Below are 15,070 nucleotides of genomic sequence, written 5' to 3'. Positions count from 1 at the left end.
GCGCTCTCCGGAGGCGGTCAGTTTTGGCGGATCTGTGCCAGCTCATGCGAGAGCTGAATCGCATGGCGGACAAAGTAGTGATGCAACTCATGCGCCTTCATCTGACGCACCTCCGGGTCGCTGATCAGCTGCATCTGCCCACGCAGCTTGGTCAGCAGCAGCTTGAGACTGAGCACACGGATCTCGATATCCAGCCCGCCCGTCAGCAAGGCGCCCCACACCGGATGATCGACCTCGGGAATATCAAACTTCGCCTGCCCGCTGTCCGCCATGAGCGTGTCCTTGCCGGACAAACTGATCTTTCCGTTATCGAGACTGTGCTTGAATTTCCACAGGTCGCCTGCCGGGATGTCGAGCAGTTTGCAGATCGATTGAAACTTGATCCCTTCCATGAAATAGGTCGCGATCTGACGGCTCAGCGCATGGGTAAACACCTGCTCGTCGGCGCCAATCCAGGGCAGCGCCATCTGTGCCATGTCGTCCGTGGTAGCTGCGTGCACCACGCAACGCGACTGGCCGACATTGATGTGCCGCCACACTCGCTCCGGCACCTCCGGCAGGGCGTGGCGCGGACCGAAAATCCACCCCCGACGCGGCATCTCCCGGGCTACCCAGACGTCGAGCTGACGCCGGCCAAGATCGTTGCGCATGCGAACGATCTGCCAGGGGGGCTCGATTTCGAGTGCCTGGCATAGCAGATCTTCATATTTCATATCCTGCCTCCATCGCGGCGGCTGCCGTCCGAACCATGACGAATGCAATTAGCGTGCGACCGCCTAAACGCCCGAAATACAGCAAATCGCGCCACGCCAATGGATCATCACGATGCAGGTGCTTCGAATTGGAACACCGAGCCAGCGTGCCGCCGCGATAGACTGGAGGTTCTCCGAGGTGATGAGAGTTGCAATGGAATCAGACATTCAGGCATTGCGGGCCCGTGTACCGGAATGGGTCGACGCGCTGATCCAACCCGCCATGTTGTACGAACTCGGCTTTCTTCTTGCCGCCGGTGTCGGCGCATGGCTGCTGCACCGGATACTCAAAGGCCCATTGCGCACGCTCTGCGATCGCTACCCACCCGACGACCTGCGCCGCCTGGCGCTTCGCGGGGTGCAGCGTCTGATGTGGCCGGTGATGACGCTGGTCGTGGTGCTGATCGGGCGCGGCGTGTTTCTGTCCCTGGACGCGCCAGCCCGCTTGCTTGATGCCGCCGTGCCCTTGTTGCTGTCGCTGGCCACCGTCCGGCTGCTGGTGTATGCCTTGCGCAAGGGCTTTCGCGCCACGCCGGCACTCAAGGCCTGGGAAAACATCATCGGCTTCGGCATCTGGACGATGGTCGCCTTGCACCTGGTGGGCTGGTTGCCGGCGGTGCAGCAGGCGCTGGATGATCTGGCGATCAACATCGGCAGCTCTCGCGTCTCGGTACTGTCGACCATCAAGCTGGTGGCGCTGATCGCGCTGCTGCTCACGCTGGCGTTCTGGATCTCGGGCGTGCTTGAACGGCGCATGCGCGCCTCTGCGCACATGAACCCGTCGCTGCAGGTGGCCTTCGGCAAGTTCAGCAAATTCTTTCTGATCGCGCTGGCCATTTTTCTGGCCATCGACGCGGTCGGCATCGACCTGACCACGCTCACGGTCTTCGGCGGCGCGCTGGGTGTCGGCATCGGCTTTGGTCTGCAACGCATCACCAGCAACTTCATCAGCGGCTTCATCCTGGTGCTCGACCGCTCCATCAAACCCGGCGACGTGATCTCGGTGGGCGGCAACGATGCCAAGTTCGGCTGGGTGCAGGAGCTACGTGCCCGCTACGTGGTGGTACGCGATCGCGATGGCGTCGAGCGCCTGATCCCGAACGAAAACCTGATCACCTCCGAGGTGGTGAACTGGAGTTACTCGGACCCGAACACGCGGGTACGCATTCCGGTGCAGATCAGCTATGACGACGACCCCGAGCAGGCCATGGCCTTGCTGATGGAAGCGGCCAAGGCCTCGCCCCGCATCCTCGCCGAGCCGGTGCCGACGGCGCGCATGCTGGAATTTGCCGACAGCGGCATTCAACTCGAACTGCGCATCTGGATCAGCGACCCGGAGAACGGCATCGGCAATGTACGCACCGATGTAAACCTGGCGATCTGGCGGCTGTTCAAAGCGGCCGGCATCACCATTCCGTATCCGCAGCGCGACCTGCACCTCAAATCGATGCCACCGGTGCGCACGCTGCGCGACGCAGCGACTCCCGACTGAAAGCCGGCACAGCAAAAAATGGGGCGCCACGTGGCGCCCCGTGTTTTCTCAGACCCGGCCCATCATTCGGTGTCGGGCGGCGCCGCACGGCGGCTGCGGCGCGGCGCCGGGGCCGGCTTCGCGTCGACGGCATTGGCCATCGCAACGCTGGCGTCGGCGGCGATCTCGACAGCCGACTCCAGCACATCGGTAAGTACTTCAGCGGTATCGACGGCAAACTCGGTGCCGGCCGGGCTCCAGCGCTGCAGGTCTTCCAGCGTGGCATGGGTGGTTCGGTGCATGAGCTGGCGCTGTGCCTCCGCCAGCGCAATCCAGCGACCGTAGCTCTCGGTCAGCACATGCATCGACTCGCTCAGCACCGACACCGCGGCCTCCACATCCATCGGCGTCGGCTGCTCGCGTGCGCTCAGGGCCTGCGCCCGCTGACCGTGGGTGCCGACGCTGCCGCGCAGATGACGCAGCGACACATCGGTCAGCCGCGACAGCGTGTCGACCGCAAGCTGGCCGGCGGCATGGAAGTGATCAAGCGATTCGACGTGATGCTGGCGGATCAGGTGTTGGGCAATCATGACGGCTCCCGAAATTGAATAGTGCTGCCAGCCTAGCGCCGACATATTACAAAGACATGCCAACGAAAACACCGGATCGTAGACGTAAAAATGCCGCCCGGTTTTCGCCGGACGGCATCTGCGCCGAAGCGCCGGGTCGGTTCAGCCGAAGCCGAACCGAGCGCCGTCATTACTTACCGCTAACAGCCTTGGTCGCGGCCTTGGTGGCAGCAGCCACGTTGGCTTCGGTCATCTGAGCAGCTTGCTTGGCAGCCTTGTTCATCGAATCGTAGGCGCTGGAAGCAGCGGCCATCGACTGCTTGGCAGCAGCAAACAGAGCCTCGGAACCGGCCGGGGCGGACTTCTCGGCTTGAGCCAGCGCGGCGCTGAAGGTCTTGTTCATTTCAGCGATCTGAGCTTCGAAAGCCTGGGCCATTTCGTTCTGGCCTTCGGTGGCGATTTCATACACGCTACGAGCGTAAGCAACGGCCTTGTCGACCATCGGCTTGGCCAGGGTCGTCTGCAGCTTGACCAGCTCTTGCGGGTCCTTGATGGCCATGATGGCCTTGGTGTTCAGGGCGCCGTCTTCGAGCATGGCGCGGCTGGTGTTCAGGTTCAGGGCAGCCAGGCGCTCTGCACGAGCAAAAGCGGTGGTGGCTTGCGACAGCAGGGCTTCCAGACCGGCCTTACCAGCGTCGGCGAACTGCTCGGGGGTGGTGAACTTGTTCATTGTGAATTTCCTTGTGAGATCGTTTAAAAATCGGTGGCCCGCAAAAGCGCTTTGAAACTTGTGCTGCGGTGCAACATGGATCGAAGTATAAGCTGATTAAACGACATGTCAACACATTTGTTGCATTGCAGCATTAACCAACAAGCACCCGCCCCCTGCCCCCTGCGCGCGGCCGTGGTTTTCGCTAAGCTGCAAGCCAATCTGCGGCGTCAGGCACACACTTTGCTCCCTTCACCGCACGAACGCCTGGCCCCGCAAGACACGCCTCAGGCATGCTGTGCACCTCGACGCAACCAACACCACTGGACATTCTCTTGGACCACGAACACTACATTGCGCCCGTGCGGCGCTGGCTCGAAACCCTCGTCATCGGCCTCAACCTGTGCCCCTTTGCCAAGCGCGAGCTGGTGAAGAACCGGGTGCGCTTCTTTGTGTCGGAGGCCAGCACCGACGAGCAGTTGCAGATGGACCTGGAAGCCGAGCTGACTCTGATGGCCGAAAATGACGCCATCGAAACCACGCTGCTGATCCACCCGCATGTGCTGCAAGACTTTTTTGAGTACAACCAGTTCATCAACCACACCACCCGCATCCTCAAGCAGCTGGGCTACCGCGGCACCTTCCAGATCGCCAGCTTCCACCCCGACTATCAGTTCGGCGGCACCGAACCCGACGATGTCGAGAACACCACCAACCGTTCGCCCTACCCGCTACTGCACCTGATCCGCGAAGACAGCCTGGCCCGCGCGGTCGAGAACTATCCCGACCCGGACCAGATCCCCGAGCGCAACATCGCGCGGGTCGAAGAACTCGGCGCCGACAAGATGCAGGCACTGTTGAAGGCCTGCTTCGACACACCGCCAAAGTAAGCCGCCGCAGCCTCGGGCCGGAATAGCGGCAATTTTTGCCGCCTTATCCTGCCCTCGCCTTGCCTTGCATCGGGCTACTCTGCCAGCGTGTTCTTGAACCGCCCTGAGGCGCTCGATGTTGCGAAGTGTGCTGTGGATCCTGACGTGCTTGCCCCTGGTCGCCCACGCGGCCGACACGCCGGCGCCGAGCGTCGCCGGCGCCACCAGTGGTTCGCTGGCCGGCAGCCTGGGTCAGATGGCCTTCGGCCTGGTGGTGGTCGTCGCGGTCTTGCTGGTATGCCTGTGGCTGCTCAAGCGCCTGGGCGCGCCGCGCGGCAGCGCCCGTGGTTTGAAGGTGCTCGGTGCCGCACCGGTGGGCCCGCGCGAACGCGTGGTGCTGGTCGAGGTCGGCAACACCGTGCTGGTGCTCGGCGTCGCCCCCGGCCGGGTCAACATGCTGCACACCGTCGATCCGGACGCGCTCGCCATTCCTGCCGCCACCACCGACGACCTGCAAGACGCCAACGGCTTCGCCGCCCGTCTCAAGTCGCTGATCGAGGCGCGCAAATGATGCGCCACCTCGCTCGCGCCGGCCTCGCCCTGCTCACCCTGGCGCTCGCCGCCCTCCCCGAACTCGCCCTCGCCCAGGCCGTGCCCGCGATCACCGGCGTACCCTCCGCCAACGGTGGCACCACCTACAGCCTCAGCGTGCAGACGCTGGTGCTGCTCACCTCGCTGACCTTCCTGCCCGCGGTGGTGCTGATGATGACCAGCTTCACCCGGATCATCATCGTGTTTTCGCTGCTGCGTCACGCGCTGGGCACGCAGACCTCGCCGCCCAACCAGATCCTGGTCGGGCTGGCGCTGTTCCTCAGCTTTTTCATCATGTCGCCGGTGATCGACAAGGTGTACACCGAGTCCTACCTGCCGCTCACCGCCGGCACCATCGAAATGGACGAGGCGGCCAACCGCGCGGCCGAACCGGTCAAGGAATTCATGCTGCGCCAGGTGCGCGAGCCCGACCTGAACCTGTTTTCGCAGATGGCTGACACACCCAAGGTCGATTCGGCGGCTGACCTGCCAATGAAAGTGCTGGTGCCCGCCTTTGTCACCTCGGAGCTGAAAACCGCATTCCAGATCGGCTTCATCGTGTTCATCCCCTTTCTGATCATCGACATGGTGGTCGCCTCGGTGCTGATGTCGATGGGCATGATGATGATGTCGCCGGTGATCGTCTCGCTGCCGTTCAAGATCATGCTGTTCGTGCTGGTCGACGGCTGGACGCTGCTGATCGGCTCCCTCGTGCAGAGCTTCGTGCTGTGAACACCCCCGCCCCCCAACTCCCAGGAGCGCGCCCATGACGCCGGCAACCGTTATCGACATCGGCCGTCAGGCGGTCGAAGTCACCCTGCTCGTCGCCGCGCCGCTGTTCATCGCCGCGCTGGTCACCGGCTTGCTGATCAGCATCTTCCAGGCCGCCACGCAGATCAACGAGATGACGCTCTCCTTTGTACCCAAGGTGATCGCCATCTTTGTCACGCTGATTGTCGCCGGCCCGTGGATGATCACCCTGCTGACCGACTTCATGACCCGCATGTTCGAGTCCATCCCCGCCCTCATCGGCTAGGGTCGCGCGCACGAATGATCGAGGTCAGCAGCGCCCAACTCAACGCCTGGCTCGTCGGGCTCATGCTCCCGCTGGCGCGCGTGCTCGGCATGATCTCCGCCGCCCCGCTGTTCAGCAACGGCGCGGTGCCGGTGCGCATCCGCCTGGCGGTCGGCGTCATCGCGGCAATGGCCATCCTCCCGGCACTGCCGCCACTACCTGCGCTCGACCCAGGTTCCGGGCTGGGGCTGGCCGTGTTTGTGCAGCAGATACTGATCGGCGTGGTCATCGGCTTCGTGATGCGCCTGGTGTTTGCCGCGGTGGACGTGGCGGGCGAGCTCATCGGCTTGCAGATGGGCCTGTCCTTCGCCACCTTCTTCGACCCGCAGTCGGGCGGCCAGACCGGCGTGCTGGCCGAGTTCATGGGCTTGCTCGCCTCCTTGCTGTTTCTCGCCCTCAACGGCCATTTGCTGATGATCGAAGTGGTGGTGCGTAGCTTCGACTGGCTGCCGATCCGTCCCGAGCCCTTCGCCGCCATCGGCTGGCGCGAAGCCGCTAGCACCGGCGCCATGCTGTTTGCCTCCGGCCTGTTGCTGGCGCTGCCACTGGTGGCCGCCTTGCTGATCACCAACATCGCCATGGGCGTGCTGACACGCGCCGCACCGCAAATCAACCTCTTCGCGGTCGGCTTCCCCATCACCATGTCGGCCGGCTTCGTGGTGCTGATGCTGTCGCTGGACGCCTTCGCCCCGGTGATGACGCACTTCTACGAGCAAGGTTTTGAGGCCATCGCCGTGGTGGTGCAAACCCTGAGCGGCACGCCCTAGGGCCAATCAACGCGCCGCGCCGGCCATGACCGCCTCGGCGAGCGTCTTCAAGGCCGCCATCGGCGGCGCATCGCGCAGGTAGATCATGCCGGTGGGCACCTGCCCCACCTCGTCGGGCAAGGCTTCGAGCACCAGCGCATCGGCATGGCCAGATTGCTCGACTACCGCGCGCGGCATCAGCGTCCAGCCCAGGCCGACCGACACACAACCGAGAATGCCCTCCAGCGTGCCGAACTCCATCGCGTCGGACACCGCATGACCCATCGCCCGCTGCCAGGTCAGCGCGCGGGTGCGGTAAGCGCAGCCTTCTCGGAAGAAAATCAGCGGATGCGTGACCGGGCTGATGCCGGGCGCCGACACCTGCACCAACTCCTCGACCACCAGTTCCTCAAACTGCAGCGCCGGGTGGGTCACCGGACCGGCCACAAACGCGCAGTCCAGCTTGTGATCGAGCACCGCCTCGGCCAATGCCGCGCTGGTATTGGTCTTGACCCGAAGCTCCAGCAAGGGATGCTTGCTGCGCACCGCTTTCAGCGCGCCGGGCAGGTGCAGGGCGGCAAAGGTCTCCATGGTGCCCACCCGCAGCTCACCGCTGCTCTCGCCAATCTGGCGGACGGCCGCCGCCGTCTGCCGCTCGAGTTGCAGCAGGCGCCGGGCATAGGCCAGCAGCACGCGGCCCGAGGGCGCCAGTTCTAGGCCGCGGCCTTTACGGAAGAACAATTCGACCCCCAGCTCCTCTTCGAGCCGGCGGATTCGGCCTGTCACATTGGATTGCACCGTGTTGAGCTTGCGCGAGGCGGCCAGCACGCCGCCCTCCTCAACCACGGTCTGAAAGGTCCGTAACGCGACCAGCTCCATCCTGATACCTCCAATAGAGAACGAACCGTTCTTAACAAATCATTTGTATTGATACATTAGCCCGTTTATCGTGCGTCCACCAAACAGAAAAAATCTACCCCTATGAGCGATCAACGCGAACGATTCAAAGTCCTGAGTGCCGGCATCTTCAGCCTCTTGCTGGCCTTGGGGGTTGCGCGCTTTGCCTATACGCCGCTGTTGCCGATCATGCAGGCGCAGGCCGGGCTGGGCGTGGCCGAAGCGGGCTGGCTGGCGGCGATCAACTACGCGGGCTATCTGTCGGGTGCGCTGATCGCCTCGCTGATCAGCGATCTGGTGCTCAAGGACCGGCTCTACCGCATCGGCCTGGTGGTGGCGATTCTCAGCACCGTGATGATGGGGCTGACCACCGATGTCACCGTGTGGGCCATCTCACGTTTCATCGCCGGGCTGTCGAGCGCCGCCGGCATGCTGCTGGGCACCGGGCTGATCCTCAACTGGCTGATCCGCCACAATCACCGCAGCGAGCTGGGCATCCACTTTGCCGGCATCGGTCTGGGCATCGCCGGGTGTTCGGCCGCGGTCGCGCTGATGAGCCCCTTCTTTGACTGGCGCGAGCAGTGGTTCGCCCTGACCGCCATCGGCTGCGTGCTGCTGGTACCGGCGCTGCGCTGGCTGCCGCCGCCCGACAGCAGCGCGGTCACCAAAACCGGCCAGAAGCTGGTCGACGCCCCGCCGAGCCCGGCCTTCATGCGTCTGTTCATGGCGGCGTATTTTTGCGCCGGTGTCGGCTATGTGGTCAGCGCGACCTTCATTGTCGCCATCATCGATCAGCTGCCGGGTCTAGCGGGACGCGGCTGGCTGGTGTTCCTGACTATCGGCGTGGCCGGCGCCCCGTCATGCATGGTGTGGGACCTGATCGCCCGGCGTACCGGCGATCTCAACGCGCTGATTCTCGCCTCGGCACTGCAGATCGTCGGTATCGTGCTGCCGGTGGTGGCCGACGGCCTGGTGCCCGCCATGGCCGGCGCCATCCTGTTTGGCGGCACCTTCATCGGCATGGTGAGCCTGGTGCTGACCATGGCGGGGCGCTACTACCCCACCCGCCCGGCCAAGATGATGGGCAAGATGACGCTCTCTTACGGCGTGGCGCAGATCATCGCCCCGGCCATCACCGGCTTTATCGCCACCCGCCTGGGCAGCTACGCCGGCGGACTGTACCTGGCCGCCGGCGTGATGGTGGTCGGCACGATCTTGCTGATCATGCTCAAGGCGGTCGAGCGGCGCGACGCGGCCAGCGCCACCGCGCACGCTGCCTGAACCTCAGTCGCGCGGCTCACCCACATCGACGTCGTCGTCGAGCGCGAACTCGCCCCGATGGTAGGCTTCGAGCACCGCCTTGGCGCGCTCGAGCTGGGCCTCGGGCACCATCACCCGCGCGCCGCCCACCGCGACCGCAATCAGCGAATGCGTCTGAACCAGATTGGCGTCGGCCACCATCGCGTCCAGCCCCGCCGCCTCCAGACAGGCGCGCAACAGATGCGCCTCGGTCGGGTCGAGACATCGGGCCACCATCAGCCAGTCACCATCACCTTCGGTCATCCCGTTCCTCCTGTTGCAACAGGCGGTTCATTCGCCAAACCAAACATCGGCCGCAGCCAGATACCCAACACCGTACCCGGGATGGCGCAGGCAATCCACAGCCAGCCATGCACACTGGTCGAGGCCACGCCCGACACAAACGCCCCAATGTTGCAGCCAAAGGCGATGCGCGCGCCGTAGCCCATCAGCAACCCACCGACGACGGCGGCCATCACCGCCCGCCCGGAGAAGCGGCGGTTGGCGGCATAACGCCCGGCCAACGCCGCGGCCAGCATGGCGCCAAGCAGCAAGCCGATATCCATGACCGAGGTGGTGTCGGTCAGCACACTGTTCGCCAGCGCAGCCTGCTGAAAACCGCCCTGCCAGAAGGGCGCACTCGCCGCGTCCCAGCCGACCCAGCTCGCCGCCTTTGCACCCCACAGCGTAAACGCCCAGGTGATGCTCCATGGATGGCCGGCCAGCGCCAGCGTGGCGAGGTTGAGCACCGCCAGCGCCACCGCGCCGGCCATCAAAGGCCACGGACCTTGCCAGACCCGGTGCCGACGCGTCGCTGGCGCAGACGCCCTATCGCGACGCTTGAGCCACCACGCCGCCACACCCAGCACCGCCAATTGCAAGGCCACCGCCTGCGGCCAGCCCAGCGTGTGGCCGAGCGACACGGCCGGGATGCCCGGCAGCATCTGCCACCAGCCCATGTGCAGGCTGGCCCAGAACGAGCCGGCGATAAACGCCAGCAAGGTCACGCCCATGCGCGGGTTGCCACCGCCGGCGGTGTACAGCGTGCCCGAGCCACAGCCGCCGCCCAACTGCATGCCGATGCCAAACACGAAGGCGCCGATCGCCACCTGCCAGCCCACCGGCGCCACCGCCCCGCCGACCGCCTGACCAAACACCTCGCCCGTCGCCAACGCGGGCGCAAACAACACCGTCGCCAAGGCGACCATCCACAACTGCGCGCGCACCCCGGCGGACTCGCGCCGCAATATCGCCACCCGATACGCCGAGGCAAAACCGAAGGCGGCATGAAACAGCGTCACGCCGAGCCAGACTCCAATCACCAGCAGCGCGATCATTCGGCCGGCCAGAAACGGCATCAGGCCAAGCACACCGAGCAAGGCCAGCGCCGCCACCGGCCACTGCACGGCCACAGACCGATCAGGGCGCAGCGGCATCGGCCACAATCTTCGCAAACACCGGATCCAGCTCCCGCGCCATGGCATCGAGCGCCGCGCTGCCATAGGGCGCAAACACCGCACTCGGCGCCACGTAGTGCACCTGCGTTGTGCCGTCCGGCAGCTCGGTCACATACAGCCGCAGCGGCGCCTCGATGCCCGCGGCCACGCTGGCGGCGAGCATGCGCACCGCGTAGTCATTGCGAAACACCATCAGCACCGCGTTGCCCGGAATGCTCACCCCGCGCGAGGCAGCGCCCCGGCTGGCGCTGGCCTGCGCGACCAAGCCCATCTTGTGCCGGCCGATCGACGCCTCCAGGCGCGACACCAGCGTATCGAAGCCATGCCCGCTGGCCGTGGTCATCACCGCCGGCGGCGCAGCCGACGCGCCGGTCGCCAGCATGCTCAGGCAGAAGGCCAGGGTCACGCTCGCACGCGACGCTGCCCGCCGAGATCTACAACGAATCGACACTGCCATAAACCCACCTCCCCTTCGGTGCGACTTGCACCTCTTCCGGTAGACCGGCGTCGACGCAGCAGGCTTACACGCACTTGGCGCATCGTGTTGCGCTGTGGCATGACCTGCGCACACGGCGAACAACACCTTGCCACGCCGGTCGGCCGCCCGACGGGCGTAGACGCCACAGGCTCTGACATATCCCCCTTGACCCACCCCTGATCAGCCAAAGATACTGGTCCGACACAAGGATGTTGCCGACAGGCAACACCCGGGAAGCGGCGCAGACCGCCCCACCGAGGGAGACAAGCACGCAAATGAACGGTGCAAACGAGCACACCCCCGAAACAGGCACGACCACACCACGCCTCCGCGCGGCCAACGTCGCCATGGGTCTGCGCGTGCCAGCCGGGCGCATGGCGCATGTGCTCGCGCTCACCGGGCTGGCGTGGTCGGTGTTTCAGCTCTGGGTGGCCTCACCGCTGCCCGAATGGCTGGGGGTGGGTGTGTTCAACGAGGCGCGCATCCGCTCGCTGCACCTGGCCTTTGCGGTCTTTCTGGCGCTGCTCGCCTACCCGGTGCTCCGGCGCGAGCGCCGCCCGGACATTCCGCGGGCCGACATCGTACTTGCCACACTGGCGGCACTCAGCGCGGGCTACCTGGCGCTGTTTTATGAGTCGGTCAGCGAACACGTCGGCAATCCCTCGGCAATCGAAGTGGGTACCGCCGCCATCGGCCTCACGCTGCTGCTAGAGGCGACCCGCCGCGTGCTCGGCCTGCCCATGGTCGGGCTGGCGCTGACGCTGCTCATCTACATCTTCTTCGGCGAGCAGATGCCCGATCTGATCGCCCACAAAGGCGCCTCGTTCAGCCACACCATGGGCCACCTGTGGCTGGGCACCGAGGGCGTGTTCGGCGTCGCGCTGGGGGTGTCGGCCGGCTTCATTTTCTTGTTTGTGCTGTTTGGCGCGCTACTCGAAACGGCGGGCGCCGGCAGCTACTTCATCCGCAGCGCGGTGGCCATGCTCGGCCATTTACGCGGCGGACCGGCCAAGGCGGCGGTGGTCGCGTCGGCGGCCACGGGGTTGATCTCCGGCTCGTCGATCACCAATGTGGTGACCACCGGGCCACTCACGATTCCGCTCATCAAGCGTGTCGGCTATTCGGCCGAGAAGGCCGCGGCCATCGAAGTGGCCGCCTCGGTCAACGGCCAGGTGATGCCGCCCGTCATGGGCGCGGCCGCCTTCCTGATGGTCGAGTATGTCGGCGTACCCTATGTGCAGGTACTCAAACACGCACTCATTTCGGCCTTGGTGTCCTACCTGGGGCTGATGTACATCGTGCATCTCGAGGCGGTAAAGGCCAACATGCGCGGCCTGCCGCGGCGCCACTCGCCACGCTGGCAACGCACCTTGGCCAACATCTCGCTGGGCGTCATCGGCCTGGCCGGCACGCTGGCCTTCGTCACCGTCGCCGGTGCGGCGGTGCACGCAGTGCTGCCGCAGATCTCGTTTGCCGTCGTTGCCGCGCTCATGCTGGTCGCCTATGTGGTGCTGCTGCGCATCAGCGCGCCGCACATCCGCACCGACGAGTCGGCCGACGCACCGATCACCGCCCTGCCCGCCTTCGGCCCGACGCTGCGCTCGGGGCTGCACTTTCTGCTGCCGGTGGGCGCGCTGGTGTGGAACCTCGTCATCGAACAACTCTCGCCCACCCGGGCGGCCTTCTGGGCCGTGCTGTTCCTGGCCTTCATCGTGCTCACCCAGCGCCCGCTGCTAACGTGGTTTCGGGGCGAAGGCAGCATCCGTGCCTCGGCCTGGCGCGGCGCACAGGATCTGGTCGACGGCATGGCCGCCGGCGCGCGCAACATGGTCACCGTGGCCATCGCCACGGCCACCGCCGGCATCATCGTCGGCACCGTCACGCTCACCGGCATCGGTCTGGTGATGACCGATCTGGTCACCGCGCTGTCGGGCGGCAACATCATCCTCATGCTGGTGCTGGTCGCGCTGATCTGCCTGGTGCTCGGCATGGGTTTGCCGACCACCGCCAACTACATCGTGGTGTCGTCGCTGATGGCGCCGGTGATCGTCGCGCTCGGCGCGCAGAACGGCCTGCTGGTGCCGCTGATCGCCGCCCACCTGTTCGTGTTCTATTTTGGCTTGATGGCCGACATCACCCCGCCGGTGGGGCTGGCCTCTTACGCGGCGGCGAGCATCGCCCTCACCGACCCGATCAAGACCGGCATGCAAGCCTTCCGCTACTCCATGCGCATGGTGCTGATCCCCTTCATGTTCGTGCTCAACCCCAAGCTGCTGCTGATCGGCGTCGAAGGCGTGGGGCATACGCTGCTCACCCTCGGCAGCGCCACGCTGGCGGGCTTCGCCTTCATTTCGGTGAATCAGGGCTGGCTGCTGATCAAGAGCACCGGGCGCGAACGGCTGATCATGCTGCTGGCGGTGTTTATGCTGTTCAACCCCGGCATGTTCATGGACCCGCTCATCGCGCCCTACAAACAACTCATCGGCGCCGAGGCCGAAGCGGCCATCGTCAATGCGCCGCCCAACGCGCAGATGCGGGTGTTCCTGAGCGGCACCACGATTGAAGGCGACGAGGTTGAGCGCGGCGTACTGCTACCGCTGGGCAAACCGGCCGCCAGCGCCACCCGACGTCTCGCCGACAGCGGCGTGGGCACGGTGATCAGCGACACCGGCTTCACCATCACGCGCGTCGCGTTTGGCAGCCAGGCCGCCAAACTCGGCATTCAAAGCGGTTTTCGGATTGATGCGGTCGAAGTGCCGAGCGACCGCCCGGCGCAGGAGTGGATGTTCCTGCCGGCGCTGGCGCTCATCGGCTGGGTGATACGCCAGCAACAACGACGCCGCACGGCGCTGGCCGAACGCGCGGCCGAGGCGCCGGCGGCCTGAGTTCAGCTGCGCGGCGCGTGGCGCGCCAGAAAGCGATCCAGATGGCTGGCAAAGGCCTTGCGATCGCTCAGGCTGAAGGCCGGCGGCCCGCCGGTATCGACACCGCTGGAGCGCAGCGTGTCCATGAAGTCGCGCATGTTCAGCAGCGAGCGGATATTCTCGGCCGAGTAAAACTCGCCGCGCGGGTTCAGCGCATGGCCACCCTTCTCGATCACATCCGCCGCCAGCGGAATGTCGGCGGTAATCACCAGATCGCCGGGCTCAAGACGCTTCACAATCTCGTTGTCGGCCACATCAAAGCCCGATGACACCTGCACCATCTTGATAAACCGCGAGGGCGGCACCCGCACCATCTGGTTGGCCACCAGCGTGGTCATCACCTTGGCGCGATCCGCCGCCCGGAACAGGATATCCTTGATCACCACCGGACAGGCATCGGCATCAACCCATATCTGCATCGTCACGCCTCAAGCCCGCACAATGCGAATCGTCTCGCCGGCAAAGCCCAACACATCGCCAGCCACGATCTGCCGGCGCTTGCGGGTTTCCACCTCGCCATTGACCCGCACCAGGCCCTCGGCCACGGCCGTCTTCGCTTCACCGCCACTGCCCACCAGGCCTTCGAATTTCAGAATCTTGTAGAGCTCAACCGGCTCCACGGTAATCACTACATCGCGCATCATCGCCGCCCTATCAAACGCCGCCCACCGGGCAGATCAGAACTTTCCACACGCCGTCTCGAGACGGCGCGACAAACTCAACCGCTGCGCATGCTGTTGCTTGAGTTGCGCATACCGCGCCTGGTCATCCGCCTCAAGCGCCTCGACCTTCTCCCGGTACGCTTGATACGCCAGCACGCTTTCATAATAGAACGTGCGATCAGACACCTGCCCCAACTCGCGCTCGACACACGCACAGTCCGCCGCCGGATTCTTTGTTTTCGCCTCGGCGCACGCCGCCATGATGCGCTGACGTCCCGCGACAACCTGCCCTGCCGCTGTCGAGGCCGCAAACCCTTTCTCGTTCTTCGCGTTGGCGAAAAACGCATCCATGTCTGCCGCCTGCACCGACGCACAGAGGAGCGTCAGCCACATCATCAGAACCGGGGAGTTTTTCATCGCTGCAGTGCCTTACCCGCAAAAGCCGGATATGTTCGACGCTCGCGCCGACGGAGTAAAGCACTATCGGCGCGTTGAATCACGCCGGCGGCGGATGTCTGTGCCGATTGAAACCGCCGCCACTACTCGGCACAAAATGCGTAAATAGGGCCAG

The 15,070-nt window shown here is 65.0% G+C and carries 18 protein-coding genes; 8 read left to right on the top strand and 10 right to left on the bottom strand.

All coding sequences use genetic code 11. The annotated features are described in order from the left end of the window. Positions 1 to 17: 17 nt before the first annotated feature. A complete protein-coding gene (locus tag FHP89_RS16745) occupies positions 18 to 713 on the bottom strand; it encodes a hypothetical protein (protein WP_144178919.1) in 696 nt (231 codons plus the stop codon). A gap of 193 nt (positions 714 to 906) precedes the next feature. Between FHP89_RS16745 and FHP89_RS16740 the strand changes: the two genes are divergently transcribed. Then, a complete protein-coding gene (locus FHP89_RS16740; RefSeq protein WP_222105428.1) occupies positions 907 to 2,244 on the top strand; it encodes a mechanosensitive ion channel family protein in 1,338 nt (445 codons plus the stop codon). Between the two features lie 62 nt (positions 2,245 to 2,306). Here the strand turns inward: FHP89_RS16740 and FHP89_RS16735 are convergent, their stop codons facing one another. Next, positions 2,307 to 2,813: a hypothetical protein gene (locus FHP89_RS16735; protein ID WP_144178920.1), complete on the bottom strand. Its 507-nt coding sequence runs from the start codon at positions 2,811 to 2,813 to the stop codon at positions 2,307 to 2,309. Between the two features lie 169 nt (positions 2,814 to 2,982). Beyond that, complete coding sequence (locus FHP89_RS16730) at positions 2,983 to 3,522, bottom strand: phasin family protein (protein WP_144178921.1); 540 nt, start codon at positions 3,520 to 3,522, stop codon at positions 2,983 to 2,985. A 314-nt stretch (positions 3,523 to 3,836) separates the two neighbouring features. On the opposite strand from FHP89_RS16730, the gene FHP89_RS16725 reads away from it, so the two are divergent. The 5 genes from FHP89_RS16725 (at position 3,837) to fliR (ending at position 6,803) form a co-directional block, all read left to right on the top strand. Continuing rightward, on the top strand, positions 3,837 to 4,391 hold the full coding sequence (locus FHP89_RS16725) for a DUF1415 domain-containing protein (RefSeq protein ID WP_260851652.1): 555 nt from the start codon (positions 3,837 to 3,839) through the stop codon (positions 4,389 to 4,391). A 115-nt stretch (positions 4,392 to 4,506) separates the two neighbouring features. Further along, the gene (gene fliO / locus FHP89_RS16720; RefSeq protein WP_260851651.1) at positions 4,507 to 4,941 is read left to right on the top strand and encodes a flagellar biosynthetic protein FliO; all 435 of its coding nucleotides are present in this window, start codon (positions 4,507 to 4,509) and stop codon (positions 4,939 to 4,941) included. After that, complete coding sequence (fliP, locus tag FHP89_RS16715) at positions 4,938 to 5,693, top strand: flagellar type III secretion system pore protein FliP (protein ID WP_391525816.1); 756 nt, start codon at positions 4,938 to 4,940, stop codon at positions 5,691 to 5,693. The genes fliO and fliP overlap by 4 nt, the downstream gene beginning before the upstream one ends. A 34-nt stretch (positions 5,694 to 5,727) precedes the next feature. Beyond that, the gene (gene fliQ / locus FHP89_RS16710) at positions 5,728 to 5,997 is read left to right on the top strand and encodes a flagellar biosynthesis protein FliQ (protein ID WP_144178923.1); all 270 of its coding nucleotides are present in this window, start codon (positions 5,728 to 5,730) and stop codon (positions 5,995 to 5,997) included. A 14-nt stretch (positions 5,998 to 6,011) separates the two neighbouring features. After that, on the top strand, positions 6,012 to 6,803 hold the full coding sequence (gene fliR / locus FHP89_RS16705) for a flagellar biosynthetic protein FliR (RefSeq protein ID WP_144178924.1): 792 nt from the start codon (positions 6,012 to 6,014) through the stop codon (positions 6,801 to 6,803). A 6-nt stretch (positions 6,804 to 6,809) separates the two neighbouring features. On the opposite strand, the gene FHP89_RS16700 is transcribed toward fliR, so the two are convergent. After that, complete coding sequence (locus tag FHP89_RS16700) at positions 6,810 to 7,661, bottom strand: LysR family transcriptional regulator (protein ID WP_144178925.1); 852 nt, start codon at positions 7,659 to 7,661, stop codon at positions 6,810 to 6,812. 102 nt (positions 7,662 to 7,763) lie between these two features. Here FHP89_RS16700 and FHP89_RS16695 point away from each other — a divergent pair, with 102 nt between their 5' ends. Continuing rightward, positions 7,764 to 8,960 carry a YbfB/YjiJ family MFS transporter gene (locus tag FHP89_RS16695; RefSeq protein WP_144178926.1) on the top strand — a complete coding sequence of 399 codons (1,197 nt, stop codon included), beginning with the start codon at positions 7,764 to 7,766 and terminating at the stop codon, positions 8,958 to 8,960. 3 nt (positions 8,961 to 8,963) lie between these two features. On the opposite strand, the gene FHP89_RS16690 is transcribed toward FHP89_RS16695, so the two are convergent. The 3 genes from FHP89_RS16690 to FHP89_RS16680 are packed head-to-tail and all read right to left on the bottom strand — an operon-like array spanning position 8,964 to position 10,841. Continuing rightward, positions 8,964 to 9,242, bottom strand: coding sequence for a putative signal transducing protein (locus FHP89_RS16690; protein ID WP_144178927.1), 279 nt, complete (start codon positions 9,240 to 9,242; stop codon positions 8,964 to 8,966). After that, entirely contained in the window at positions 9,239 to 10,414 is a 1,176-nt protein-coding gene (locus tag FHP89_RS16685; protein WP_186300351.1) for a YeeE/YedE family protein, read from the bottom strand. The genes FHP89_RS16690 and FHP89_RS16685 overlap by 4 nt, the downstream gene beginning before the upstream one ends. Then, the gene (locus FHP89_RS16680; RefSeq protein WP_260851650.1) at positions 10,398 to 10,841 is read right to left on the bottom strand and encodes a DUF302 domain-containing protein; all 444 of its coding nucleotides are present in this window, start codon (positions 10,839 to 10,841) and stop codon (positions 10,398 to 10,400) included. The genes FHP89_RS16685 and FHP89_RS16680 overlap by 17 nt, the downstream gene beginning before the upstream one ends. Before the next feature lie 347 nt (positions 10,842 to 11,188). Between FHP89_RS16680 and FHP89_RS16675 the strand changes: the two genes are divergently transcribed. Then, positions 11,189 to 13,798 (top strand): TRAP transporter permease, encoded by a 2,610-nt coding sequence (locus FHP89_RS16675; protein WP_186300352.1) that lies wholly within the window; start codon positions 11,189 to 11,191, stop codon positions 13,796 to 13,798. Positions 13,799 to 13,800: 2 nt separating this feature from the next. On the opposite strand, the gene FHP89_RS16670 is transcribed toward FHP89_RS16675, so the two are convergent. The 3 genes from FHP89_RS16670 to FHP89_RS16660 are packed head-to-tail and all read right to left on the bottom strand — an operon-like array spanning position 13,801 to position 14,916. Further along, positions 13,801 to 14,256, bottom strand: coding sequence for a YaiI/YqxD family protein (locus FHP89_RS16670; protein WP_144178930.1), 456 nt, complete (start codon positions 14,254 to 14,256; stop codon positions 13,801 to 13,803). A gap of 9 nt (positions 14,257 to 14,265) precedes the next feature. After that, complete coding sequence (locus FHP89_RS16665; protein WP_260851649.1) at positions 14,266 to 14,481, bottom strand: RNA-binding S4 domain-containing protein; 216 nt, start codon at positions 14,479 to 14,481, stop codon at positions 14,266 to 14,268. 33 nt (positions 14,482 to 14,514) lie between these two features. Continuing rightward, positions 14,515 to 14,916, bottom strand: coding sequence for a hypothetical protein (locus tag FHP89_RS16660; RefSeq protein ID WP_144178931.1), 402 nt, complete (start codon positions 14,914 to 14,916; stop codon positions 14,515 to 14,517). Positions 14,917 to 15,070: the final 154 nt, after the last annotated feature.

Source organism: Denitromonas ohlonensis (genome assembly GCF_007625205.1).
In the GTDB taxonomy this organism is placed as follows: Bacteria; Pseudomonadota; Gammaproteobacteria; order Burkholderiales; family Rhodocyclaceae; genus Nitrogeniibacter; species Nitrogeniibacter ohlonensis.
This window is presented reverse-complemented; position numbering and strand designations above follow the sequence as displayed.